Origin of the sequence: Streptomyces sp. NPDC044571 (genome assembly GCF_040647115.1) — a bacterium.
Classification (GTDB): Bacteria; Actinomycetota; Actinomycetes; order Streptomycetales; family Streptomycetaceae; genus Streptomyces.
On the sequence record NZ_JBEZBN010000054.1, the window covers coordinates 18,823 to 42,687 of the forward strand.

Below are 23,865 nucleotides of genomic sequence, written 5' to 3' on the forward strand. Positions count from 1 at the left end.
TGGCCCCGTACGAGAAGAAGGACGTCATGCTGCTGGTGCCCCTCTACGAGCACCCCGCCGACCGGCCCGAGGACTGGGAGCGGCTGATCGCCTCCGCGGGCCGGCTGCACTCGGTGGTCCTCAACCCCGCCAGCGGTCCCGGCGAGGCCCCCGACGAGCGGTTCGCCGCCGTCGCGGGGCGGCTGCGCGAGGCCGGGGTGCCCGTCCTCGGATACACCGACACCGACTACGGGCGCCGCCCGCATGCCGCCGTGGTGCAGGACCTGCTGCGCCACCGCGACTGGTACGGCGCCGACGGGGCCTTCCTCGACCAGGCCTCCTCCGATCCGGGGCTGCTCGCCCACTACGGGCGGCTCGCCGTCGCCGCCCGGGCGGCCGGCGCCCGTACCCTCGTCCTCAACCACGGGGTCCACCCGCACCCCGGCTACGCCGAACTCGCCGACCTGCTGGTCACCTTCGAGGGGCCCTGGGACGCCTACCGGGACGCGGCCGTGCCGCCCTGGACCGCCGACCACCCCGCCCAGCGGTTCTGCCACCTGGTGTACGCCGTCCCGCCGGGCGCGCCCGCCGCCGACCTCGCGCGGCAGCGCAGGGCGGGAGTGCACTGCGCGGTCCCGGGCACCGGAGCCCACCCGTGGGGAACCCTCCCGTACGCCCTGGAGGCCGCCGGATGAAGCCCTCCGCCGCCCGCCGGCGGCTGCTGCTCCTCGTACCGCTGCTGCTGCTGGCCGCGTGCGCCGGCCCGGAACCGGAGCCGGAGCCGGACGAGATCGCCCCGGACCCGCCGGTGGGGCAGCGCTGGCAGCCCCGGCCGGGGGTGAGCTGGCAGTGGCAGCTCACGGGCCGGCTCGACACCTCGGTCAAGGCGGCCGTCTTCGACATCGACGGCTTCCACACGACCGCGGAGCAGATGGCGGAGCTGAAGAAGGCCGGGCGCAAGACCGTCTGCTACCTCTCCACCGGCGCGTGGGAGGAATTCCGCCCGGACGCCCGGGAGTTCCCGGCGGAGCTGCTCGGCCAGGGCAACGGCTGGGAGGGCGAGCGCTGGCTGGACATCCGGCGTACCGCCGAGCTGGAGCCGCTGATGGCCAAGCGGATCGACATGTGCCGGGAGAAGGGCTTCGACGCGGTGGAGCCGGACAACATGGACGGCTACGCCAACAAGACGGGCTTCCCCCTGACCGCCGGGGACCAGCTCGCCTACAACCGGCTGATCGCGAAGCTGGCCCACGACCGGGGCCTGTCGGTGGGGCTGAAGAACGACCTGGACCAGATCCCTCAGCTGGTGGGGGACTTCGACTTCGCGGTCAACGAGCAGTGCGCCGAGTACGAGGAGTGCGAGCGGCTGACCCCGTTCATCGAGGCGGGCAAGGCCGTGTTCCACGTGGAGTACGAGCTTCCGGTACGCCGGTTCTGCAAGCAGTCCGCCGAGCTGAAGCTGAGCTCGCTGGAGAAGAGGTACGACCTGGACGCCTGGCGCAAGACCTGTCCGCGGCCTTAGAACTCCTCACGAAACGTCGACGACGAGCGGTGGGCGGTGATCGAGCCACTGCTGCCCGAGATCGAGCATCGGACCCGACGCCCTGGGCGCAAGCGACCTCTGGACCGGATGGTGTTCCAGGGCATCTTGGCCGTCCTGCACACCGGGATCGCCGGGGAACACCTGCCACAGGAACTCGTGTCGCCCGCTAGTTTTTCTGCAGGGTACGGGTGACACCCGCGATGACAGCGGTCGTCAGCACCCAGCCGAAGGCGATCAGCAGGTAGGCCAGCCCCTGGTGGAGGCTGTCGTTCGGCCAGTACCAGGCCGTGCGCTGCCCCAGACCACCGATGGGGATCAGGAGGTCGAGCGTGTAGACGAGGGGCTGGAACGCGGCACCTTCGCCTCATTGGACCGGGTTGGGGGCGTGAGTGCTGAAGGACAGCGTGCCCAGCAGGGTCAGCGCGAGGAGCCAGACGCCGGCCAGCCAGGGGCGGTAGCCATAACCGACGGTCACGTCGAGCAAGTGCCCCCACGCGCGCGCGGCCAGGGGCAGGGTTTGACGCCGATGGCGCTGCCGGGCCAGGAGTACGCGGCGGGCGTCGTCGTCGTGGCCGGCCTTCCGGTACCAGCCCGCCAACTGCTCATAGGGCTGAGGACTGTAGCCCGGACTGCATCGTATCCACGCCACACGGTGGGCCACAGAGTGCCTCCGCCCCACTGCCTCCCGTCGCTCGCCTGCCTCATCCACCTTGATGGAGCCGTAGACGAAACCGTCCAGCTCCACCACATCCGGCCAACTGCGCTCGCTGTCGTGGAGATAGGACACCTGCGCGCCCCGCAGGTCCACGGTGCCGGACGGTGGCCGGGCAAGGGTGAAGTCGAAGTCGACGGCTTGCATCAGCAGGGCGACCAATGACGGGCCGCGGCCGTCGGGCGGCCCGTTCAGAACGGCTCCCTCAAAGGTCAGGTTGTCCGAGATCCGGGCACCCCGCAGCCGTACGGTCCCGTTCGCGATGAACCCGTCGGAGAAGTCGAGCGTCGAGGCCACGGCGTTGTCAAGGGCGAGTGCCACCCCGCGCCGACCCGGGCGTTCCAGTAGTGCGCCCCGCATGTGCAGTCCGCCTGGCAACTGCGCTCCCATAAGACGGACCTCGCCGTGCGCGACGAATCCGTCCACGCAGTAGACGCCGCCCTCCGCGACCAGTCCGCCGGCGGACACCGCCCATTCCCCAGGTGCGGTGATCTCGGCGCCGCTGAGGTTCACGGCGCCGCTCACGTGGGCGTTGATGAGTGACAAGGCGGTGACCCTGCGGTGGAAGGGCGAGGCAGAGCCACTTTCCAGGCGAGAGCGCCGCAGGTCGAGGCGTCCCTCCACACGGATCAACCCGGCTTCCACGCCCGGCACTCGGCTGCCCACGATCGCAATCGACTGGGTCGACGCTCCGGAGAGGTCCACGCCCTCCTCGAACCAGCAGTCCTCCAGCCAGAAGGCATGAGCGACCTGCGCGCCGGCCAGGTAGAGGTGCCCGGATATCCGCGCCCCGGCGAGCCTCAGGCACGCGACGGCGCCCGACTGCGCGGGGTTCGCGCCTTGGAGGAGCGCCACGATCACGGCGGCCCGAACCGTCCGCCCGGGGCCCCACTGCTGCCCACCCTCGGCGACGCGGTCATCCTCAAGCACACTCGTGCGCAGGTCCACGCGGCGTCCCTCGGGGAACGCATCCCACAGCTCACGCTCCGGTGAAGTCAACTCGTCGTATGAGAGCACTCATACAGAGTAGTGATCTTCCTTCGCACTCGCCTTGCCCTACCGCGCGCGGATCGGAGGGCGGCCCATTCCGTGAGGAGTTCTTGGCCCTGCGGGTCGCCGGACACCGCCTACCCGACCGGGAGGACCGCGTGGACGCGGAAGCCGCCGCCGTAGCGGGGGCCCGCGAAGCAGGAGCCGCCCAGGGCGGTGGCCCGTTCCCGCATGCCGAGCAGGCCGTGGCCGCCGCCCTCCGGGCTCTCGGCCGCCCCGCTGTCGGTGCCGCCGTCGTCGAGCACCGTCACCTCCACCGAGGCACCGACCCGGACCACGCTCACCTCGGCGCGGGCCCCCTGGCCCGCGTGCTTGCGGACGTTGGTCAGCGCCTCCTGGATCACCCGGTACGCCGCCAGGTCCACGGCAGCGGCCAGCGGGTCCCCGTCCCGGCCCAACTCCATCATCACCTTCACCGGCAGCCCGGCCTTGCGGAAGGAGTCCACCAGTTCGTCCAGGACGGCCAGCCCCGGCGCCGGCTCGGTCGGGGCCTCCGGGTCACCGGACTGCCGCAGCAGGCCCACCGTCGCCCGCAGCTCGTTCAACGCGGAGCGGCTCGCGTCCCGTACGTGGGCCAGGGCCTCCTTGGCCTGGTCGGGCCGCTTGTCCATGACGTGCGCGGCCACCCCCGCCTGCACGTTGACCAGTGCGATGTGGTGGGCGACGACGTCGTGCAGGTCGCGGGCGATCCGCAGCCGCTCCTCGGCGACCCGCCGCCGGGCCTCCTCCTCGCGGGTCCGCTCCGCCCGCTCGGCCCGCTCCCGTATCGCGTCGACGAACGCCCGCCGGCTGCGCACCGCGTCGCCCGCGGCGGCGGCCATCCCGGTCCAGGCGAAGATGCCGATGTTCTCCTGGGCGTACCAGGGCAGGGGGCCCGACAGCATGGCCACCCCCGTCATGCCGGCCATGGTGAGCAGGCCGATCCGCCCGGTGGTGGGCCGGTCGGTACGGGAGGCCAACGTGTAGAGCGCGATCACCGCGGCCATGGCGACGGGCGCCCGCGGCTCGCCCGTGGTGAGCTCCAGCAGCGAGAGGCCGGCGGTCACGGCGAGCACCGCGTGCGGTTGCCTGCGCCGGAAGACCAGGGCCGCCGCGCCCAGCAGCATCAGCAGCAGCGAGAACGGCTCGGGGGTGCGGGTGCCGAAGGTGGGCCCGTGCGGGCCGTGCGGATCGGCGAAGGACCCGACGACCATCGAGACGAGCGCCCCGAGCGCGAGAACGGCGTCGGTGGCGAGCGGATGGGCCCGCATCCACTGCCGGGTGGGGGCGAACGGCCCGAGGTCTGTCGTCACCCCGATACGGTACGGCCTGCCCCGGGGCGGCCGGCCCGGCGCCGGACGTCAGCCGCGGGGGCCGGGTGGGGAACCGGGCGCAGGGCCGGGCCCGGGACCCGGCGTGGGACCGGGTGCCGGATCCGGCGCGGGCGGCGGGCGCCGTCCCAGCGGGGTGCGGGAGCGCTCCGGGCCCCATTTCGCGCGGACCAGGCACACCGCCATGACCGCGGCGATGGCCGCGAGGTGCTCCTTGCCCGCCAGGTTGTCCTTGACCAGCACCTCGCCGATCATCACCGCGATGACCACAGCCCCGGTCAGATAGGCCCGGTAGCGCCAGCACAGGTAGATGGCGAGGCCGACCACGGCGGCCGAGGGGCCGGTGTCGTTCACCACACGGTCCGACACCGGCAGGCCGAAGGGGTGGTCCGGGCCGAGCGACAGCCCGATCCGGGCGTAGGTGGTCCCGGCGAGGGTGGCGACGTAGCCGATCACCAGGGTCCGCCACCAGCCGATGCAGATCTCCGAGATCCCGAAGACCAGCAGCAGTTGCGCCAGCGCTCCCCAGACGGGCAGGTCGAGCGCGGGCACGAACAGCGACAGCGGGGTCCGCAGCAGCGCCAGCCACAGCGGGTCGACGGCCTTGACGGACCCGAGGTTCTGGACGGGCTGGAACCCCCAGGACGTGTTCTGCACGATCTGGAAGACCGAGGTCAGGCAGACCGCCCCGATCGTCATGGGAACCGCCCGCCCCTTCCTGTGGACGAGGGCGTCCCGGATCGTCCAGAACAGCGGTCCCCACTCACGGCGGGCGAACCGCCGGAGTGGGGAGGGCGTCCAAGCCGTCAACGATTGGTCTCCAGATGTCTGCGGTTCAGCCACTTCGGCAGGCCGGGGGCTTCCAGGAAGCCCTCGGCCCGGCCCGCCGCGATGCCGATCCGCAGCAGGTCGGAGCTCTTCTCGAAGAGCATGAACCGCGGCTCCCAGATCGGCCGGTATTTGGCGTTGGCCCGGTAGAGGGACTCGATCTGCCACCAGCGGGAGAAGAAGCTCAGCAGCGAGCGCCACATGCGCAGCACCGGACCGGCACCGAGCTTCGACCCACGTTCGAAGACGGAACGGAACATCGCGAAGTTGAGCGAGACCTGTGTGACGCCGATCTCCTTGGAGCGTTCCAGGAGTTCGATGACCATGAACTCCATCAGGCCGTTCTCGGAGTCCCGGTCACGGCGCATCAGATCCAGCGACAGGCCCTTGGGGCCCCACGGGACGAAGGACAGCACCGCCCGCAGCTCGCCGTTGCCGTCGGTGCACTCCAGCATCACGCACTGGCCGTCGCCGGGATCGCCCAGTCGGCCCAGCGCCATCGAGAAGCCTCGCTCGGTGGCGCCGTCGCGCCAGTCGTCGGCCCGCCGCAGCAGGACGTCCATCTCCTCGGCCGGGATGTCGGCGTGGCGGCGGATCCGTACCGTGTACCCGGCCCGCTTGACCCGGTTGTACGCCTGGCGGACGGTGCGCATGGCGCGGCCCTCCAGGGTGAACTCGGCGGTCTCCACGATCGCCTCGTCGCCGAGCTCCAGCGCGTCCAGGCCGTGCCGGGCGTAGATCTGCCCGGCCTCCTCGCTGGCCCCCATCACGGCCGGCACCCAGCCGTGCTCCCGTGCCTCGGCGAGCCAGGGCTCGATGGCGCCGGGCCAGGCCTCCGGGTCGCCGATCGGGTCGCCGGAGGCCAGCGAGACGCCGCCGACGACGCGGTAGGTGACGGCGGCCTTCCCGGTGGGCGACCAGATGACGGACTTCTCGCGGCGCAGCGCGAAGTAGCCGAGCGAGTCGCGGTCGCCCTGCTTGGCGAGCAGCGCGCGCAGCCGCTCCTCGTCCTCCTCGGTGAGCGGGTCGACGGCCCGCCGGGAGCGGAAGGCGGCGAACAGCACGGCGAGCAGCAGCACCATCGACATGACGTTGATGAAGACGTCGACCCAGCCGGGCGTGGTGATCGCGGCGTAGTCCCGGTCGTCGGGAGCCAGGGTGATCAGCCGCATCACCCCGTACCGCCAGCGGGCCAGGAACGAGGCGTCGGAGGCGTCGGGGTCGATGTTGGCGGCGCCGACGATCACGGCCGCGAGCAGGGAGGTGACGAGCAGGCCGACGGCGGCGACGGCGGTGGCGAGCTTGGGGTTGGAGCGGTCGCCCTTGGCGTAGAACTCCTTGCGGCCGAGCAGCAGGGCGCCGACGAAGGCCGTGGTCAGGACGAGCGAGACCCAGTTCTGGGTGTGGTCGCGGAACTCGGGGTAGCACAGGTTGAAGGCGCCGCTGGTGCACGGGGCGAAGGCCGCGGTGGCGAAGGCCAGCAGCAGGACGCCGCTGAGCACCAGGTTCAGGATCCACGCGGCCCGCTTGCGGCGGCCCATCGTGACGGCGAGGAGCAGCGAGAACAGCCCGGACGCGAAGCCCGCGGTGAGCAGGTACGGGGTGTAGAAGTCGGCGGTGTTGTGGCGGCGCAGGTCCTGTCCGAAGGACAGCCACACCGCGCTGAGGAAGTTGACGAAGGTGACGGCGCGCAGGTACCAGACGGCGAACGCGGCGCTGCGTCGTGAGCGGGCGGACCCCCGGCCGCGCCCCTCCTCTTCTTTGTCCTCTCTCCTGCCGTTCGTTTCCCTGCCGGTCACCTTCGCGGCCGGTACGGCCGGTGCGGCCTGCGCGGCTTGGGTGCCTTGTGCGGCTTGTGTGGTGATCCGGTCTTTATCTGCGCTGGTCAAGCGGGCCTCTCCCATGAAACGCGATGATATGGGGCGTCGCCGTCCATGGGTGCGCGGGCCGGGGCCGCCCCCGGGGGGCCCGGTCCCTCGGCCCGCGCGCCGCGCTCCCTCAGACCTCGTCCGCAGACCGGTCCGAGGCGTCCCCCACCGGGAGTTCCGCCGCGAGTGCGGCGGCCGCCTGGACGAGGGGGAGCGCCAGCAGTGCCCCGGTGCCTTCCCCCACAGTGACGCCGTGGTCGAGGAGGGGGTTGAGTGCCATCCGGTCCAGGGCCTTGCTCTGGCCCGGTTCCCCGCTGGTCTGTCCGGCCAGCCACCAGTCCGGTGCCCGGAACGCCGCCCGCTGGGCGACCAGTCCGCCGGCCGCGGAGACGACCCCGTCGAGGATGACCGGGGTACGGCGTACCGCGCACTGGAGCAGGAAGCCGGTGACGGCGGCGACGTCCGCGCCGCCGACCGCCGCGAGCAGCGCCACCTGGTCGCCGAGGACCGGACGGGCGCGGCGCAGCGCGTCGCGGATGGCGGCGCACTTGCGCATCCAGGTGAGGTCGTCGATGGGCAGTCCGCCGCGGCCGGTGACGACGGAGGCATCGGTTCCGCACAGGGCGGCCACCAGCGTCGCGGCGACGGTGGTCCCGCCGACGCTCAGATCGCCCAGGACGACGAGATCGGTCCCGGAGTCGGCCTCCTCGTCGGCGATCCGCATGCCCAGGCGCAGCGCCGCCTCGGCCTCCTCCACGGTGAGCGCGTTCTCCACGTCGATGCGGCCGCTGCCCCGGCGGACGCGGTGGCGGACCACGTCCTCGGGGAGCAGCTCCGGGTCGCAGTCCAGGCCCGCGTCCACGACCCGTACGCCGGCGCCGAGCCGCCGGGCGAGGACCGCCACGGGACTGCTCCCGTCCAGCACCGCCCGCACCAGCTCGTGGGTGGTGCCGGCGGCCCGGGCCGAAACCCCCTCGGCGGCGATGCCGTGGTCGGCGGCGAAGAGGACGACCCGGGCCCGCTCGATCGGCTTGACCGGGACCTGCCCCTGCGCGGCGGCGAGCCACTCGGCGAGCTCGTCGAGCCGGCCGAGCGCCCCGGTCGGTACGGACAGCCGCCCACGGCGTTCCTCGGCGTCACGCCGGACGCCCCCGTCGGGGCGCTCGATCAGATCGGAGAAGTCGTCGAGATTCAGCGTGGTCATCTGCCAGAGCGTACAGCCGGTGAGGCCCTGCCCAAGCCCCCGTGCGCGGCGCCTCCTTGTCAGTCCTTCAGCACCATCGCCTGGCCCGCCACGACCAGCAGGACGTGCTCGCACTCGGCGGCCACCGCCGCGTTCAACCGCCCCAGCTCGTCACGGAAACGGCGGCCGGAGGCGGTGGCGGGAACGATCCCCGAGCCCACCTCGTTGCTCACCGCGACCACCGTGCGGCGGGTCGCCCGCAGCGCGGCCACCAGCGCGGCGACCCGCTCGCGCAGCTCCTTGTGGCCCCGCCCCGCCCAGACGGCGTCGTCCCAGGCCCCGGCCCGGTCCATCGCGTCGGTCAGCCACAGCGCCAGGCAGTCGATGAGCAGCGGCGGACCTCCCTCCACCAGCAGCGGCACCAGCTCGCAGGTCTCCAGAGTGCGCCAGCTCCCCGGCCGCCGGTCCCGGTGCAGGGCGATCCGCGCCGCCCATTCCGTGTCACCGTCCCGGGAACCGCCGGTGGCCACGTAGACCACCTCGGGGAAACTCCCGAGCCGCCGCTCCGCCTCGAAGGACTTCCCCGAGCGGGCCCCGCCAAGGACCAGGGTCCGCCGCGGCAGGTCCGGCACCGCGTGGTACTCGCCCACCGTCACCGTCGTCCCGTCCGGCACCGCCCGCGCCCCGGCCGCCGCGCACCGGCGCTCCAGCTCCCCTCCCGGCGGGGTGTCGTGGTCAAGGTGGACGGCGATCACGTCGGTGGTCGGCCCGGCGGCGCCGCTCGCCCGCAGCCGGGCCAGTGCCTCCGGGCGGCCCAGTACATCGGCGAGGACCAGGTCGTACGGGCGCCTCCCGGCGGCCGGCTCCATCCCGGCCGGCGCCCCGCGCGGCGGCAGGTACAGCAGCCGGCTCCCGTCCGGGCCCGTCACCTCGTACCCGGTGCCCGGCGCGTCCATCGGCACCGCCCGCACGCGGTGCCCGCTGATCACGGAGAGCTCCCGCCCGTCGGGCACCCGCCCGGCGGCGGGCAGTCCCGGCGGCAGCTCGACCGGGGGCCCGTCGTGCGGGTGGGTCAGCAGGACCTGCCGTACGCCGGCCAGCGAATGCCCCGCGCGGGCGCCGGCCAGGACCGCCCCGGGGGTCAGGTCGAGCAGCAGCGCCCCGTCGACGAGGAGGGAGGTCGCGGCACGCGACCGGGGGCCGACGGAGACCGCGCAGGCCGCGCAGGGACAGCCGGGGCGGGGCAGTCCTTCGGGTGTGCCGGTGCCGAGCAGAGTGAGTTCCACAGGATGATCCTCCCGCGTCGCCGGGAGTGGTGCGCGCCCGGCTACTCTGCGGGGCAGACTCAAGGCGAACGTGCGAGCAGCGGACGAGCAACGGAGGCGGACATGGCGTGGACGTGGCGGTTCGAGACGGCCGACGGCAGCGTGGCGAACCCGGCGGTGGAGCCGGAGGAGTTCACCACGCAGGGGGACGCGGAGTCCTGGATCGGTGAGTACTGGAAGGACCTGCTGGAAGGCGGCACCGAGAAGGTGAAGCTCTCCGACGACAACGGCGTCGAGCTGTACACGATGAGCCTGCGCGAGGCCCTGGACACCCCGTAGTCCGGCGCCCGGTCCCGGCCTGCGCCCCTTGACCTGCGCCCCTTGGCCTGTGCCCGGGCGGCGGTCGCGGTGGAACGGCCGAGCCCCGGGTCCCTGTCGGGGCCCGGGGCTCGTCGGTTCGCCGGTGCGTCGGCGCGGGTCAGCCGCGTACGCCGCACAGGTGCAGCAGCGCCGCTATCCCGCGGTACGGGTCGGTGCGCCCGGCGCGGTCCTCGGCGGCGAGCAGCCGCTCCAGTTCCTCGTCCGGCGGGAGCGTCCCGCCGGCCTCCGTCCCGTCGGTGAAGACGCGTACCCCGTACCAGGCCTGCAGGGGGGCGCCGATCCCGGACAGCGTGGAGGTCAGCTCCGCCAGCCGGTCGGCCCGCACGTCCAGGCCGAGCCGGTTGGTGTAGTCGGTGGTGTCGAAGGCGGCCAGCGCCCCCGACCAGTCGCCGTCCAGGCCGGGCCGCATCGCGAGGGCGTCGCCGTTGCGCACCAGCAGGGACAGCAGCCCGCCGGGTGCCAGCATCCGGGCCAGTCCGGCGAGCATTCCGTCGGGCTCGGGCACGTACATCAGGACGCCGTGGCACAGCACCACGTCGAAGCTGCCGGGCGTGAAGTGCGCACCGGTCTCGCGGCCGTCGCCCTCCATGAGCCGGACCCGGTCCTGGATGCCGGGGGGCTCGGCGGCCAGCGCCTCACGGGCGACCGCCAGCATGGCCGGGTCCTGCTCCAGGCCGGTGACCTTGTGCCCGGCGCGGGCGAGCCGCAGCGCCTGGGTGCCCTGGCCCATGCCGACGTCCAGGACGCGCAGCCGCTGCCCGACCGGGAAGCGGTGCGCGATCTGCTCGTCGACCTGCCGGCCCACTAGTTCCTGGCGGACGGCGTTGCGCAGTCCGCCGAGGCCCTCCAGCCACAGCCTGGCCCCCTGCGAGAAGCTGTCCCCCGGCGCTGCGGGCTTCCCTCCGCTCAGGGTCGTTCCCCGCGCTTGACCTGCGGCTTCGGCAGGCGCAGCCGGCGCATCTGGAGGGTGCGCATCAGGCCGTACGCGACGGCGCCGCGGCGGGGCTGGTTCGCGAAGCGCTCGTTCAGCGCCTTGCGGAGGCGGAAGACGAGGCCGATCGAGTCGAGGATGATCAGGGCGATCACCGCGAGCCACAGCATCAGCGCGATGTTCTGGATCTGCGGCACCCGCACCATGCTCATCACCAGGATGACCACGGCCAGCGGCAGGAACATCTCGGCGACCGAGAAGCGGGAGTCCACGAAGTCGCGGACGAACCGGCGCACGGGGCCCTTGTCACGGGCGGGCAGGTAGCGCTCGTCGCCGCTGGCCAGCGCCTCGCGCTGCTTGGCCAGCTCCTCGCGGCGGCGCTCACGAGCACGCTTGGCGTCCTCCTTGCGGTTGCCGGTCGAGGCCACCACGGCCTTGCGCTGCGACTGGGCCACAGCACGCTTCGGCGTCGGGCGGCCCTTCGGGGCCTGCGGGTTACGGGGCTGCGAGAGGTCGGCGCTCACCTTTTCGGTGGGGGCGGCCTTCTCTTCTTTGGAGGAACGGCTACCAAACACACAAGCAAGCGTACGTGGTCACCGCCGAGTACCCCACCTCGGCGGGGAACGATCCGGCAACGGCGGGCGTCTTCCCTGTGCAGGGTTCGGGCAGCGGCCGCCGCTCATCCGGGGCCCCTCGGCGGTGTCGGGGGAGCACCTACTCCTCACGCCTGACACGGGCCGGGGCGTAGTCGTCCTGGAGGAGGAGCGCATCCGCTCACGAACAGTGCGGTAATGGAGACAGGGCCCGTACTGTGGGTTCTGACGACCCGGAGCGAAGTCCGTCTAGAAGGGGGCGCGCGAAGCCCATGAGCGGTGTCATGAAGCGTATGGGGATGATCTTCCGCGCGAAGGCGAACAAGGCCCTGGACCGGGCCGAGGACCCGCGCGAGACCCTCGACTACTCGTACCAGAAGCAGCTGGAGCTGCTGCAGAAGGTGCGCCGCGGAGTCGCCGACGTCGCGACCTCCCGCAAGCGCCTGGAGCTGCAGCTGAACCAGCTCCAGGGCCAGTCCGCGAAGCTGGAGGACCAGGGCCGCAAGGCGCTGGCCCTCGGCCGGGAGGACCTCGCCCGCGAGGCCCTGTCCCGCCGCGCCTCGCTGCAGCAGCAGGTCAGCGACCTGGAGGTGCAGCACCAGACCCTTCAGGGCGAGGAGGAGAAGCTGACCCTCGCCGCGCAGCGCCTGCAGGCCAAGGTCGACGCCTTCCGTACGAAGAAGGAGACCATCAAGGCCACCTACACCGCCGCCCAGGCGCAGACGCGGATCGCGGAGTCCTTCTCCGGCATCTCCGAGGAGATGAGCGATGTCGGCCTGGCCATCCAGCGGGCCGAGGACAAGACCGCCCAGCTCCAGGCCCGCGCCGGCGCGATCGACGAGCTGCTGGCCTCCGGCGCCCTCGACGACCAGAGCGGCCTCGGCTCGAAGGACGACATCCAGGCCGAGCTGGACCGCCTCTCCGGCGGGACGGACGTGGAGCTGGAGCTCCAGCGCATGAAGGCCGAGCTCGCGGGCGGCCCGTCCGCTCAGCAGCAGGCCATCGAGGGCGGCGCCCCGGGCAGCGCCCAGCAGTCGCAGACCCAGCACCGGTTCGACAAGCAGTAGGACGGGGCCCGTCATGATTGTCCGCATCATGGGGGAAGGCCAGGTGAAGGTGGCCGACAGCCACTTTCCCGAGCTCAACAAGCTGGACGACGAGCTGCTCGCGGAGATGCAGAGCGGCGACGAGCAGGGCTTCCGGCGGACGCTGGGCGCGCTGCTCGACGCGGTGCGGCGGCTCGGGGAGCCGCTGCCCGACGATGCGCTGGAGCCGTCCGAGCTGATCCTGCCCGCCCCGGAGGCGACGCTGGACGAGGTCCGGGAGATGCTCAGCGACGACGGCCTGATCCCGGGCTGACCCGCGGGCCCTGATGGTGACCCGCAGCCCCTGATCCCGGGCTGACCGGCAGGACCGGCACCGACGGCGCCCGGCCCGCCCCCGTACCACGGGGCGCGGGCCGGGCGCCGGTGTGTCTCAGTGCGCCGGGGGCTTCGTCTTACCGGCTGTCACCTGGACCGGATCGGGTGTCCCGCCGATGAAGTTCTCGAACTTGCGGCGCGGCGCCGCCCAGCGCCGGTCGTGGTGGAAGGCGCGCAGCCTGGCCTTGGCGCGGGCCCGCGGACGTTTCGCGTAGAACCGCTTCGCGTACGGGGAGCCGGGCCGGGCCAGCCGGATCGCGCCGATCAGGGCCACGAACGGGACGAGGATGCCGAGCAGCGCGGTGCGCGCCTTCCCCTTCCACAGGGCGACCAGTGCCAGGAGGAAATTGGTGGCGGTGTTCATGGCGACGAGGCCCCGGTTGCTGCGTTCGTCCGCGTTCAGGTCGTTGACCCCGAACGGCAGGAAGCCGGCCAGCACCAGCGCCACCAGCGCGGCCGTCAGCACCACGATCTCGACGCTCTTGCGGCCCTGCTCGCTCCAGTAGACGTCGTCGAGGTGCAGGATCAGCGCGAACTCGTCGAGGACGAGGCCCGCTCCCAGCCCGAAGACCACCGCCGAGAGCCCCGAGCCGAAGCTGTGCGGGCCGCTGCCGACCGCGCCGAACCCGCCGACGATCACGAGGACCACGCCGGGCACCACGTGGTGGACATGCATCCCGCCCGGGGCGATGTTCTTGAACGGGCCCCGCCCGGCCCGGATCAGCCGGGTGATGACACGGGTGACCAGGAACGACAGGACGAAGGAGACCAGGGCGAGGAGCAGGGGCAGCTTCCCCGGCTCGACGATGTTCCGATACCACCAGTGACCCATGACACCACCTTCCCATCTGTCCGTAATGGGCAATTTACCGGTCGGGGGGAGCGGGTAGCGTTCGCGCCGATGACAGATTCGATCGAAGAGCAGCTTCCGGAACGCGCCTCGTTCCTCGACGGCGTCCGGTTCGCGTTCGGCACCCTCACCGTGCTGCCCGCCCGCGTCACCCGCTGGGACCGCGCGGCCGCCCGCTCCGGCATGGCCTTCGCCCCGCTCGCCGGGCTGGTCGTCGGCGTGCTCGCCGCGGCGGCGGGCTCGGTGCTGCTCCTGCTGGGCGGCGGCCCGCTGCTCGCCGCGGCCGCCACCGTCGCCGTGCCGGCCGCCCTGACCCGGGGCCTGCACCTGGACGGCCTCGCGGACACGGCCGACGGGCTGGGCAGCGCCAAGCCCCCCGCCGAGGCGCTGCGCATCATGAAGCAGTCCGACGTCGGCCCCTTCGGGGTGCTGGTGCTGGTCCTGGTGATGCTCCTTCAGGCCGGCGCGCTGTCCGAGGCGTACGCCGACGGCCCGTTCCGCGGCGCCCTCGCGGCGGTGGTGGCGGCGGTCACCGCCCGGCTGGCCATGACCTTGGCCTCCCGCACCGGCATCCCGTCGGCCCGCCCCGAAGGGCTCGGCGCGGCGGTCGCGGGCGTGGTCCCGCGCGGCGCCGCCGCCGCGGTCGCCGCCCTGACCGTCTTGGCGGTCGCGGCCGCCGCCCTCCCGCTCGGCCTGCCGGCCGCCGGCCGGCACGCGGCGGCGGTCCTCGCCGCCCTGGCGGCGGCCGAACTCCTCCTGCGCCACTGCGTCCGCCGCTTCGGCGGTGTCACGGGCGACGTCTTCGGCGCCCTCGCGGAAACCTCGGCCACCACCGCCCTGATCGTGCTGGCCCTCGGCTGAGACCCCCGCGCGGCGGCGGACGCCCGAGCCCGTAGGGTCGGGGCGTGGAAGAGACGCCGACGGTCATCACCGTGCTCCTCGCCGACGACCAGGCCCTGCTGCGCAGCGCCTTCAAGGTGCTCGTCGACTCCGAGCCCGACATGGAGGTGGTCGGAGAGGCCTCCGACGGCGCGCAGGCCTTCGCGCTGGCCCGGCAGACCCGTCCCGACGTCGTCCTCATGGACATCCGGATGCCCGGCACCGACGGCCTCGCCGCCACCCGCATGATCAGCGCCGACCCCGAACTCGACGCCGTCCGCGTGGTCATGCTGACCACCTTCGAGGTCGACGAGTACGTGGTCCAGGCCCTGCGCGCCGGAGCCTCCGGCTTCCTCGGCAAGGGCGCCGAGCCCGAGGAGCTCCTGAACGCCATCCGCCTCGCCGCCGCGGGGGAGGCCCTGCTCTCCCCGGCCGCCACCAAAGGGTTGATCGCCACCTTCCTCGCCCAGGCCGGCGCAGCCCACGACCCCGCTGCCCCCGCCGCCCCGCACGCGCAGCGGCTCGCCGCCCTCACCGGCCGGGAGCGCGAGGTCCTCGTGCACGTCGCCGCCGGCCTGTCCAACGACGAGATCGGCGGCCGGCTGGAGGTCAGCCCCCTCACCGTCAAGACCCACGTCAACCGGGCCATGGCCAAGCTCGGCGCCCGCGACCGGGCCCAATTGGTGGTCATTGCCTACGAATCGGGCCTGGTCCGCCCCCGGTGCGAATAGCCGCAGTACTCGGCCGTACTGCAACCGCGGTATGCCGCACCTGAGGAAGGGACCTGGGGGCGACGCACCACCGCCCCGCCGTCCGCGAGGCTGAAGAGCCCCTCGGCCCGGGGACCCGCGGCCTTCGCGTGTGCCTGCGGCACGCCCCCGTATACGTACTGCAGAGAGATCCCACACCCATGTCGTGGCTGTCCCGCTTCAGCCTCGCCCAGAGAGCGCTGATCGGCCTCGTGTCGATCGTCGCGCTCCTCTTCGGCGCCATAGCGATCCCCCAGCTCAAGCAGCAGCTGCTGCCGTCCATCGAACTGCCGATGGTGTCCGTGCTCGCCCCGTACCAGGGGGCCTCGCCCGACGTCGTGGAGAAGCAGGTCATCGAGCCGATCGAGGCCACCCTCAAGGGCGTCGACGGCATCACCGGCATCACCTCCGCGGCCGGCGAGGGCAACGCCCTGATCACGGCCAGGTTCGACTACGGCGACAGCGGCACCAAGCAGCTCGTCGCCGACGTCCAGCAGGCCGTGAACCGGGCGCGCGTACGGCTGCCCGCCGAGGTGGACCCGCAGGTCGTGGCCGGCTCCACCGACGACATCCCGACCGTGGTCCTCGCCGTCACCTCCGACAAGGACCAGCAGGCGCTCGCCGACCAGCTCGGCCGCTCCGTCGTCCCCGTCCTGGAGGACATCGAGGGCGTCGGCCAGGTCAGCGTCGACGGTGTCCGGGACCTCCAGATCACCGTCACCCCCGACAACGCCAAGCTCGCTGCGGCCGGCCTCGACGGCGCCGCCCTCGCCCAGGGCCTCCAGGCGGGCGGCGCCACCGTCCCCGCGGGCTCCTTCGACGAGGCGGGCAAGAACCGCACCGTCCGCGTGGGCGGCGGCTACACCTCCCTCGCCCAGCTGGAAGACCTGCGCCTGACCGCCGGCCCCGGAAAGCCGGCCGTACGCCTGGGCGATGTCGCCACCGTCACGCAGGAGCCCGCCCAGGCCGTCTCCCTCACCCGCACCAACGGCAAGCCCAGCCTCGCCCTCGTCCTCACCATGGACAAGGACGGCAGCGCCGTCGCGATCTCCGACGCCGTCCGGGACAAGCTGCCCGAGCTGCGCTCCGCGCTCGGCGCCGGCGCCGAGCTCACCGTGGTCAGCGACCAGGGGCCGCCCGTGGCCAAGTCCATCTCCAGCCTCACCACCGAGGGCCTGCTCGGTCTGCTCTTCGCGGTGATCGTGATCCTGGTCTTCCTGGGCTCGCTGCGCTCGACGCTGGTCACCGCGGTCTCCATCCCGCTGTCGGTCGTCCTCGCGCTGATCGTCCTGTGGACCCGCGACCTGTCCCTCAACATGCTGACGCTGGGCGCGCTCACCATCGCCATCGGCCGCGTCGTCGACGACTCGATCGTGGTCCTGGAGAACATCAAGCGCCACCTCGGCTACGGCGAGGAGCGCGAGGCCGCCATCATCGCCGCCGTCAAGGAAGTCGCCGGCGCGGTCACCTCCTCCACGCTCACCACGGTGGCCGTCTTCCTTCCGATCGCCTTCGTCGGCGGCATGGTCGGAGAGTTCTTCGGCCCCTTCTCCCTCACCGTCGCCGCGGCCCTGCTGGCTTCGCTGCTCGTGTCCCTGACGGTCGTTCCGGTGCTCTCGTACTGGTTCCTGCGCGCCCCCGAGGGCGCGGCGGAGAACCCGGGCAAGGCACGCCGCGAGGCCGAGGAGAAGGAGGCGAAGAGCCGCCTCCAGCGCGGCTACGTACGGGCCCTCGGCCTGGTCACGCGCCGCCGGGCCACGACCCTGGCCGTCGCCGTCCTGGTTCTCGTCGCCACCTTCGCGATGACCCCGCTGATGAAGACCAACTTCTTCGACCAGGGCGAGCAGAGCGTCCTGACGGTCAAGCAGCAGCTGCCCCCGGGCACCTCCCTGGCGGCCTCCGACGAGGCGAGCCACAAGGTGGAGAAGGCCCTCACCGAGGTCGAAGGCGTCAAGGACCACCAGGTCACCGTCGGCTCCTCCGGCTTCATGGCCGCCTTCGGCGGCGGTACGGGCTCCAACCAGGCCTCGTACCAGGTCACCCTGGAGGACTCCGGCGACACGGACGCCGTCAAGAAGCGCATCGAGGACGCCCTCGCCCGGCTCGACGGCATCGGTGACACCAGCATCTCGGCGGGCGGCGGCTTCGGCAGCCAGAACCTCAGCGTGGTCGTCAAGGCAGGCGACGCGGCCGTCCTCGCCCGGGCCGCCGAGCAGGTCCGCGCCGAGGTGGCCACGCTCGACGACGTCACCGACGTACAGAGCGACCTGACCCAGTCGGTGCCCCGGATCTCGGTGACCGCCACCCCGAAGGCCGCCGAGGCGGGCCTGAACCAGGCCGCGCTCGGCGCGATCGTGGCCCAGGCCGTACGGGGCAACCCGGCGGGCAAGGCCGTCCTGGACGACACCGAGCGGGACGTCGTCATCAAATCCGCGCAGCCGGCCACCACCCTGGCCGAACTGCAGGCGCTGCCCGTCGGCCCGCTCAGGCTCGGCGACATCGCCGAGGTCAAGGAGGTCCCCGGGCCGGTCTCGATGACCCGCATCGACGGCGCCCGCGCCGCCACCGTCACCGCGAAGCCGGTCGGCGACAACACCGGCGCGATCGGCGCCGCGCTCCAGGCGAAGATCAAGGCGCTGGACCTGCCGGAAGGGGCCACGGCCACCATCGGCGGCGTCTCCGAGGACCAGGGCGAGGCCTTCGCCTCGCTGGGACTGGCCATGCTCGCGGCCATCGCGATCGTGTTCATGCTGCTCGTCGCGACGTTCCGCTCGCTGGTCCAGCCGCTGATCCTGTTGGTGTCCATCCCCTTCGCGGCGACCGGCGCGCTCGGCCTGCTCCTGGTGACCGGCACCCCGCTCGGTGTCCCGGCGCTGATCGGCATGCTGATGCTCATCGGCATCGTGGTGACCAACGCGATCGTCCTGATCGACCTGGTCAACCAGTACCGCGTCCAAGGCCTGGACGTCGTCGAAGCCGTCGTCGAGGGCGGCCGGCACCGGCTGCGCCCGATCCTGATGACCGCCCTGGCGACGATCTTCGCGCTGCTCCCGATGGCACTCGGCGTCACCGGCGAGGGCGGCTTCATCTCGCAGCCGCTGGCGGTCGTGGTGATCGGCGGCCTGGTCAGCTCGACGCTGCTGACCCTGCTGCTGGTGCCGACGCTCTACACGATGACCGAACTCCGCAAGGAACGCCGCCGCGCGAAGAAGCGGGCCCGCCTCACGGTGGTCCCGGCGCCGTCGGCCGTCTCGGACGAGGAGTCCCCGGCCACGGTCTGAGGTGCGTACGCATGGCGAAGGGGCGTCCCGCACGGCGGGGCGCCCCTTCTCGGATCAACGGCACTCCCGTGCCGAGGCGTCCGGGCGGACCCGGTGTGCCTGTACCCCCTACGGGAGCGCCAGCATGCGCTCCAAGGCGAGCTTCGCGAAGCTCTCGGTCTCCTGGTCGACCTGGATGCGGTTGACGAGTGAGCCCTCTGCCAGGGACTCCAGGGTCCACACCAGGTGGGGGAGGTCGATGCGGTTCATCGTCGAGCAGAAGCAGACCGTCTTGTCGAGGAAGACGACCTCCTTGTCCTCCGCGGCGAATCGGTTCGCCAGGCGGCGGACCAGGTTCAGCTCGGTGCCGATGGCCCACTTGGAGCCGGCCGGGGCCGCCTCCAGCGTCTTGATGATGTACTCCGTCGAGCCGACGTAGTCGGCCGCGGCCACGACCTCGTGCTTGCACTCCGGGTGGACGAGGACGTTCACGCCGGGGATGCGGGCGCGCACGTCGTTGACCGAGTCCACCGAGAAGCGGCCGTGGACGGAGCAGTGGCCGCGCCACAGGATCATCTTGGCGGCGCGCAGCTCCTCGACGGTCAGGCCGCCGTTCGGCTTGTGCGGGTTGTAGAGCACGCAGTCGTCCAGGGACATGCCCATGTCGCGGACGGCGGTGTTGCGGCCCAGGTGCTGGTCCGGCAGGAAGAGGACCTTCTCGCCCTGCTCGAAGGCCCAGCCGAGGGCCCGCTCGGCGTTGGAGGAGGTGCAGATGGTGCCGCCGTGCTTGCCGGTGAACGCCTTGATGTCGGCGGAGGAGTTCATGTAGGAGACGGGCACCGTGACGTCGGCTATGCCGGCCTCGGTCAGCACGTCCCAGCACTCGGCGACCTGCTCGGCGGTGGCCATGTCGGCCATCGAGCAGCCGGCGGCCAGGTCGGGCAGGACGACCTTCTGGTCGTCCGAGGTCAGGATGTCCGCCGACTCGGCCATGAAGTGGACGCCGCAGAAGACGATGTACTCGGCCTCCGGCTTGGCGGCCGCGTCCTTGGCCAGCTTGAAGGAGTCGCCGGTGACGTCGGCGAACTCGATGACCTCGTCACGCTGGTAGTGGTGACCGAGGATGAAGACCTTGTCACCGAGCTTCTCCTTGGCCGCGCGGGCACGGGCCACCAGGTCCGGGTCCGACGGCGACGGCAGGTCGCCGGGGCACTCCACCCCGCGCTCGCTCTTGGGGTCGGCCTCACGGCCGAGCAGGAGCAGGGCGAGGGGCGTCGGCTGGACGTCCAAAGGCTGGGCGGTGGTCACGACACGCACCCTTTCTGTTTCTGCGACAAGGGACTTCTGAAACATCGCTGCGACTTCTCGTCTATTTGACGCTATCTATCATAGCCGCTTCACGTCACTTTGACGATGCCGATAGTGTCGATGTGACGCATTCGCCCTGTGACGAACCGGTCGGTCCGTCATGGCCACCCGCCCGCGGGGGTGTGCGAGCATGAATATCTGAAACACGCGTCGGGTCCGGAATGAATCCGCGACCCCGCTCGTTGCCATCGACGGCAAGAGTCCGACGTTTCCCTGCCTCCGGCGGGGAGCCGCCCACTTCGGGAGTGAATGCAGATGTCCGTACAGGACGACAAGACCACTGTGAGCGACGGCATCCTCCTGTCCGACGCCGCCGCCGAGAAGGTCAGGACCCTGCTGGAGCAGGAAGGCCGCGATGACCTGGCGCTCCGCGTCGCCGTCCAGCCCGGCGGCTGCTCCGGCCTGCGCTACCAGCTCTTCTTCGACGAGCGCTCCCTCGACGGCGACGTCGTCAAGGACTTCGACGGCGTGAAGGTCGTCACGGACCGGATGAGCTCCCCGTACCTGCACGGCGCCTCGATCGACTTCGTCGACACCATCGAGAAGCAGGGCTTCACGATCGACAACCCGAACGCCACCGGCTCCTGCGCCTGCGGCGACTCGTTCAGCTAGGAAGTCCGGCGGCCCGAGCCGCCGCGAGGCCGTACGCCGAGAGGGCCCCGTCACCGTCAGGTGCCGGGGCCCTCTCGCATGCGCAGGTCTCAGGCGCAGGCCTCGGGATCGGGCTACTGCCGGGCGAGAGGCTTGCCCGTCGTCGCGTCGATCACCTTGCGCTCGCCGAGCGGCTGCTGCAGGGTCGCCGACACGGACATCTCCTTGGCGATCATGATGCAGGCCTGGCCCGGCTTGGTCGGGGTGTCGGTGATCCGCACCGTCACCGATCCGGCCTCCTCGCGCGCCTCCAGGGCGTAGGTGCTGCACACCCCGCCCCAGAAGTTCACGGTCAGCTTCCGGTCGGACTGTGCGTACGAGAACCCGGGCACGGTGCGCCCGCCCTGCGGGACGGGTGCGGGGCTCTGGCCGTTCTCGCCGGCAGGCTGGACCACGGTGTGCCCGGGCGCGCCGTTCGCGCCCGCCACCTCGAAGAGCCAGGCCGGCACCAGACCGCGGGTCCCGTCCACCGTCCCCGGGGCCAGCCCCAGGACCGCTCCCTTCACGGTCTCGGTCCGCGGCGGCTTCATCGGACGCGGCTCCGGGTTGCAGGGCGGCGTGTCCGAGGGGCCGACCGGGGTGTCCGGGGTCAGCGGGACCGAGGTCGCGCAGCCGCTCGGCCCGGGGTCCGTGCCGGGTCCGGCCGACGACCGGTTCAGCCGGTCCAGTGCCTCGACGGCCCCGATCACCGGCTGCTCGGCGGCGCGGACGGGCGCCTTCAGCGCGCCGCTGCCCGCCACGACCTGGGAGTCGGCCCCCACACTGACCTTCGTGGACCAGCCCTGCGTCGGCAGCCCGCCGATCACCGGGTCCGCGCTGACCACCCGGACCGAGCCCTGGGTGAGGCGGGCGTCCAGCTTGGCCCCGCTCTGCCCGGCGGCCGCGAGCACCGGGGCGGCGGCCGCCTTCGCGGCCTCCTCGCTCACCGGCTTGCCGGCCTTGGCGCCCGCGTTGCCCTGGCCGGCCGCGCCGGAGCCGCCGTCCTGGGGGAGGGTGGCCGGGCCGCAGGTGTCCTTGCCCCGCCGGCAGTCGTCGCCGCCTCCCGTCTGGAAGCGGGAGAAGTTCCAGGTCCCGGGAGCCTTGAGGTTCACCGTGAGCCGGGGCCCGGAGCCGTCCGCGGCCTCCCCGGCCTGCCAGACCTCACCGCTGAGCCGCGGGGTGCCCGGGATCCCGAGGGCCGCCGCGAGCCGGGCCGCCTCCTCCGAGGTGACTTCGCCGGTCGCGGCGAAGGAGGGCGCCGTCGCCGGGGCCTCGGGGAGCGGGACGTCGGCCCGGTAGGTCACCCCGCTGCCGTGCGGGTCCGGCTCGCCGGGGGCGATGCCCGGCCCCGGGGGACTCGGCGCGACGCGGGGCGCGGAGGCCGCGCTGTCCCCCGTACGGCCGCCCGGCGAGCCGTCGCCGTATGCCGTCGAGGCCCAGTACGCCGTACCGCCGCCCACGAGCAGGACGGCGGCCGCCATCGAGCCGATGGCCCAGGCAGGCCGCCGCCGTGTGCCGCGTGATGTGTCGGGTTGTTCGCTGGTCACCGCATTGCTCCTTCGCCCGTACCGCAGTGGCTGATGCGGGTGTGACGGAACAGCGGCCCAACCGGTTCCGCCCTACGGCCAGGGGGGTTCCCTAGTCGCCGTACTGGGCGGTGGAGGCGATCAGCCGCGCCGAGGCCGGCGGGACGCTGATGCCGTGGATCTGCGAGGGAGCCACCCGGGCCGGCCGGGGGTCCGCCGGGACCGCCCAGTGCGGAGCCATCCTGGCGCAGTCGCCCAGCAGGCGTGCGAAGGCGGGCCGCGTGTCGGCCGGCGAGTCGGCGTACCCGAAGGCATCGGTGTAGGTCATGGGGCACGGTAGGCACGGCGCGGCGAGCGAAGAAAGAGCTACTACGGGGTAGTTTCGGGCGGTCGGCCACACGGCCGCGAGCGGGTAGTTTTGAATGTCCCCTCGCCGTCCTTCGCAGGAGCATTCACGCCGTGCGTATCGCAGTCACCGGCTCCATCGCCACCGACCACCTCATGACCTTCCCCGGCCGTTTCGCCGACCAGCTGGTCGCGGACCAGCTGCACACGGTCTCCCTGTCCTTCCTCGTGGACAACCTCGACGTACGGCGGGGCGGTGTCGGCCCGAACATCTGCTTCGGCATGGGCCAGCTCGGCATCCGCCCGATCCTGGTCGGCGCCGCGGGCTACGACTTCGACGAGTACCGCGCTTGGCTGGACCGGCACGGCGTCGACACCGCGTCCGTACGGATCTCCGAGGTGCTGCACACCGCCCGATTCGTGTGCACCACGGACGCCGACCACAACCAGATCGGCTCCTTCTACACGGGCGCGATGAGCGAGGCCCGCCTGATCGAGCTGAAGGCGGTCGCGGACCGGGTGGGCGGCCTGGACCTTGTCCTCATCGGCGCCGACGACCCCGAGGCGATGCTGCGCCACACGGAGGAGTGCCGGACGCGGGGGATCCCATTCGCGGCCGACTTCTCGCAGCAGATCGCCCGGATGGACGGCGAGAACATCCGGACGCTGATGGAGGGCGCGACGTACCTGTTCTCGAACGAGTACGAGAAGGGCCTCATCGAGTCGAAGTCCGGCTGGACCGACGAGGAGATCCTCGGCAAGGTCGGCACGCGCGTGACCACGCTGGGCTCGCGGGGCGTGCGCATCGAGCGGACCGGCCAGGAGCCGATCGTCGTCGGATGCCCGGAGGAGACCGCGAAGGTGGACCCGACGGGTGTCGGCGACGCCTTCCGGGCCGGGTTCCTGACGGGGCTGGGCTGGGGCGTCGGACTGGAGCGGGCGGCCCAGGTCGGCTGCATGCTCGCCACCCTGGTGATCGAGACCCTGGGCACGCAGGAGTACACGCTGGCGCGGGCCCACTTCATGGAGCGCTTCACGAAGGCGTACGGCGAGACGGCGGCGGCGGAAGTCCAGTCCCACCTGGCCGCCTGACCCACCTGGGCACCGGCCCCTGACCCCCCGGCCGCGCACGGCGCCCCGCCCCGGCCCCCCCCCCCGGGGGGGGGGCGGGGCCCCGATCGGGAGAGCACCCGT

At 72.5% G+C, this 23,865-nt stretch carries 22 protein-coding genes and 1 pseudogene; 11 read left to right on the forward strand and 12 right to left on the reverse strand.

What is annotated here, in order from left to right:
* Window positions 1-26 precede the first annotated feature (26 nt).
* The 3 genes and pseudogenes from AB0B01_RS24850 to AB0B01_RS24860 all read left to right on the forward strand — a co-directional run.
* Window positions 27-674, forward strand: a complete 648-nt coding sequence (locus tag AB0B01_RS24850; RefSeq protein ID WP_361723164.1) for a spherulation-specific family 4 protein — start codon at window positions 27-29, stop codon at window positions 672-674.
* A complete protein-coding gene (locus AB0B01_RS24855; protein ID WP_361723108.1) occupies window positions 671-1,501 on the forward strand; it encodes an endo alpha-1,4 polygalactosaminidase in 831 nt (276 codons plus the stop codon). Before AB0B01_RS24850 ends, AB0B01_RS24855 begins: the two co-directional genes overlap by 4 nt.
* A 15-nt stretch (window positions 1,502-1,516) precedes the next feature.
* Window positions 1,517-1,678: pseudogene (locus AB0B01_RS24860) on the forward strand (transposase); the annotation flags it as partial.
* A 208-nt stretch (window positions 1,679-1,886) separates the two neighbouring features.
* Here AB0B01_RS24860 and AB0B01_RS24865 read toward each other — a convergent pair.
* The 6 genes from AB0B01_RS24865 to AB0B01_RS24890 all read right to left on the reverse strand — a co-directional run bounded on the left by AB0B01_RS24865 (window position 1,887) and on the right by AB0B01_RS24890 (window position 9,759).
* Complete coding sequence (locus AB0B01_RS24865) at window positions 1,887-3,251, reverse strand: oxidoreductase (RefSeq protein ID WP_361723111.1); 1,365 nt, start codon at window positions 3,249-3,251, stop codon at window positions 1,887-1,889.
* A 110-nt stretch (window positions 3,252-3,361) separates the two neighbouring features.
* A complete protein-coding gene (locus AB0B01_RS24870; RefSeq protein WP_361723167.1) occupies window positions 3,362-4,534 on the reverse strand; it encodes a histidine kinase in 1,173 nt (390 codons plus the stop codon).
* A gap of 90 nt (window positions 4,535-4,624) precedes the next feature.
* Complete coding sequence (locus AB0B01_RS24875; protein WP_361723114.1) at window positions 4,625-5,293, reverse strand: hypothetical protein; 669 nt, start codon at window positions 5,291-5,293, stop codon at window positions 4,625-4,627.
* A 107-nt stretch (window positions 5,294-5,400) separates the two neighbouring features.
* The gene (locus AB0B01_RS24880; RefSeq protein ID WP_361723117.1) at window positions 5,401-7,326 is read right to left on the reverse strand and encodes a phosphatidylglycerol lysyltransferase domain-containing protein; all 1,926 of its coding nucleotides are present in this window, start codon (window positions 7,324-7,326) and stop codon (window positions 5,401-5,403) included.
* Between the two features lie 94 nt (window positions 7,327-7,420).
* The gene (gene cobT / locus AB0B01_RS24885) at window positions 7,421-8,494 is read right to left on the reverse strand and encodes a nicotinate-nucleotide--dimethylbenzimidazole phosphoribosyltransferase (protein ID WP_361723120.1); all 1,074 of its coding nucleotides are present in this window, start codon (window positions 8,492-8,494) and stop codon (window positions 7,421-7,423) included.
* Window positions 8,495-8,553: 59 nt separating this feature from the next.
* Window positions 8,554-9,759, reverse strand: coding sequence for a bifunctional adenosylcobinamide kinase/adenosylcobinamide-phosphate guanylyltransferase (locus tag AB0B01_RS24890; RefSeq protein ID WP_361723123.1), 1,206 nt, complete (start codon window positions 9,757-9,759; stop codon window positions 8,554-8,556).
* A 102-nt stretch (window positions 9,760-9,861) separates the two neighbouring features.
* On the opposite strand from AB0B01_RS24890, the gene AB0B01_RS24895 reads away from it, so the two are divergent.
* Entirely contained in the window at window positions 9,862-10,077 is a 216-nt protein-coding gene (locus AB0B01_RS24895; protein WP_361723126.1) for a hypothetical protein, read from the forward strand.
* A 139-nt stretch (window positions 10,078-10,216) separates the two neighbouring features.
* On the opposite strand, the gene AB0B01_RS24900 is transcribed toward AB0B01_RS24895, so the two are convergent.
* Together AB0B01_RS24900 and AB0B01_RS24905 are read right to left on the reverse strand one after the other, a co-directional pair.
* Window positions 10,217-10,969: a class I SAM-dependent methyltransferase gene (locus tag AB0B01_RS24900; protein ID WP_361723170.1), complete on the reverse strand. Its 753-nt coding sequence runs from the start codon at window positions 10,967-10,969 to the stop codon at window positions 10,217-10,219.
* Between the two features lie 56 nt (window positions 10,970-11,025).
* The gene (locus AB0B01_RS24905) at window positions 11,026-11,625 is read right to left on the reverse strand and encodes a DUF3043 domain-containing protein (protein WP_361723129.1); all 600 of its coding nucleotides are present in this window, start codon (window positions 11,623-11,625) and stop codon (window positions 11,026-11,028) included.
* 290 nt (window positions 11,626-11,915) lie between these two features.
* Here AB0B01_RS24905 and AB0B01_RS24910 point away from each other — a divergent pair, with 290 nt between their 5' ends.
* The gene (locus AB0B01_RS24910) at window positions 11,916-12,710 is read left to right on the forward strand and encodes a PspA/IM30 family protein (protein ID WP_361723132.1); all 795 of its coding nucleotides are present in this window, start codon (window positions 11,916-11,918) and stop codon (window positions 12,708-12,710) included.
* 13 nt (window positions 12,711-12,723) lie between these two features.
* The gene (locus tag AB0B01_RS24915) at window positions 12,724-13,002 is read left to right on the forward strand and encodes a hypothetical protein (protein WP_361723135.1); all 279 of its coding nucleotides are present in this window, start codon (window positions 12,724-12,726) and stop codon (window positions 13,000-13,002) included.
* A 117-nt stretch (window positions 13,003-13,119) separates the two neighbouring features.
* Here the strand turns inward: AB0B01_RS24915 and AB0B01_RS24920 are convergent, their stop codons facing one another.
* Window positions 13,120-13,896 carry a hypothetical protein gene (locus tag AB0B01_RS24920; protein WP_361723138.1) on the reverse strand — a complete coding sequence of 259 codons (777 nt, stop codon included), beginning with the start codon at window positions 13,894-13,896 and terminating at the stop codon, window positions 13,120-13,122.
* A gap of 69 nt (window positions 13,897-13,965) precedes the next feature.
* On the opposite strand from AB0B01_RS24920, the gene AB0B01_RS24925 reads away from it, so the two are divergent.
* From AB0B01_RS24925 to AB0B01_RS24935, 3 genes are all read left to right on the forward strand, one after another.
* Window positions 13,966-14,775: an adenosylcobinamide-GDP ribazoletransferase gene (locus AB0B01_RS24925; protein WP_361723141.1), complete on the forward strand. Its 810-nt coding sequence runs from the start codon at window positions 13,966-13,968 to the stop codon at window positions 14,773-14,775.
* A gap of 44 nt (window positions 14,776-14,819) precedes the next feature.
* Window positions 14,820-15,524 (forward strand): response regulator transcription factor, encoded by a 705-nt coding sequence (locus tag AB0B01_RS24930; protein ID WP_361723144.1) that lies wholly within the window; start codon window positions 14,820-14,822, stop codon window positions 15,522-15,524.
* Window positions 15,525-15,703: 179 nt separating this feature from the next.
* On the forward strand, window positions 15,704-18,823 hold the full coding sequence (locus tag AB0B01_RS24935; protein ID WP_361723147.1) for an efflux RND transporter permease subunit: 3,120 nt from the start codon (window positions 15,704-15,706) through the stop codon (window positions 18,821-18,823).
* A 108-nt stretch (window positions 18,824-18,931) separates the two neighbouring features.
* Here the strand turns inward: AB0B01_RS24935 and nadA are convergent, their stop codons facing one another.
* Window positions 18,932-20,119 (reverse strand): quinolinate synthase NadA, encoded by a 1,188-nt coding sequence (nadA, locus tag AB0B01_RS24940; RefSeq protein WP_361723150.1) that lies wholly within the window; start codon window positions 20,117-20,119, stop codon window positions 18,932-18,934.
* Window positions 20,120-20,425: 306 nt separating this feature from the next.
* On the opposite strand from nadA, the gene erpA reads away from it, so the two are divergent.
* The gene (gene erpA / locus AB0B01_RS24945) at window positions 20,426-20,782 is read left to right on the forward strand and encodes an iron-sulfur cluster insertion protein ErpA (RefSeq protein ID WP_030010511.1); all 357 of its coding nucleotides are present in this window, start codon (window positions 20,426-20,428) and stop codon (window positions 20,780-20,782) included.
* Window positions 20,783-20,895: 113 nt separating this feature from the next.
* Here the strand turns inward: erpA and AB0B01_RS24950 are convergent, their stop codons facing one another.
* Together AB0B01_RS24950 and AB0B01_RS24955 are read right to left on the reverse strand one after the other, a co-directional pair.
* A complete protein-coding gene (locus AB0B01_RS24950) occupies window positions 20,896-22,347 on the reverse strand; it encodes a hypothetical protein (RefSeq protein ID WP_361723153.1) in 1,452 nt (483 codons plus the stop codon).
* Window positions 22,348-22,438: 91 nt separating this feature from the next.
* The gene (locus tag AB0B01_RS24955) at window positions 22,439-22,654 is read right to left on the reverse strand and encodes a hypothetical protein (protein WP_361723156.1); all 216 of its coding nucleotides are present in this window, start codon (window positions 22,652-22,654) and stop codon (window positions 22,439-22,441) included.
* Window positions 22,655-22,785: 131 nt separating this feature from the next.
* On the opposite strand from AB0B01_RS24955, the gene AB0B01_RS24960 reads away from it, so the two are divergent.
* Window positions 22,786-23,763, forward strand: a complete 978-nt coding sequence (locus tag AB0B01_RS24960) for a carbohydrate kinase family protein (protein WP_361723158.1) — start codon at window positions 22,786-22,788, stop codon at window positions 23,761-23,763.
* The last annotated feature ends 102 nt before the right edge of the window (window positions 23,764-23,865 follow it).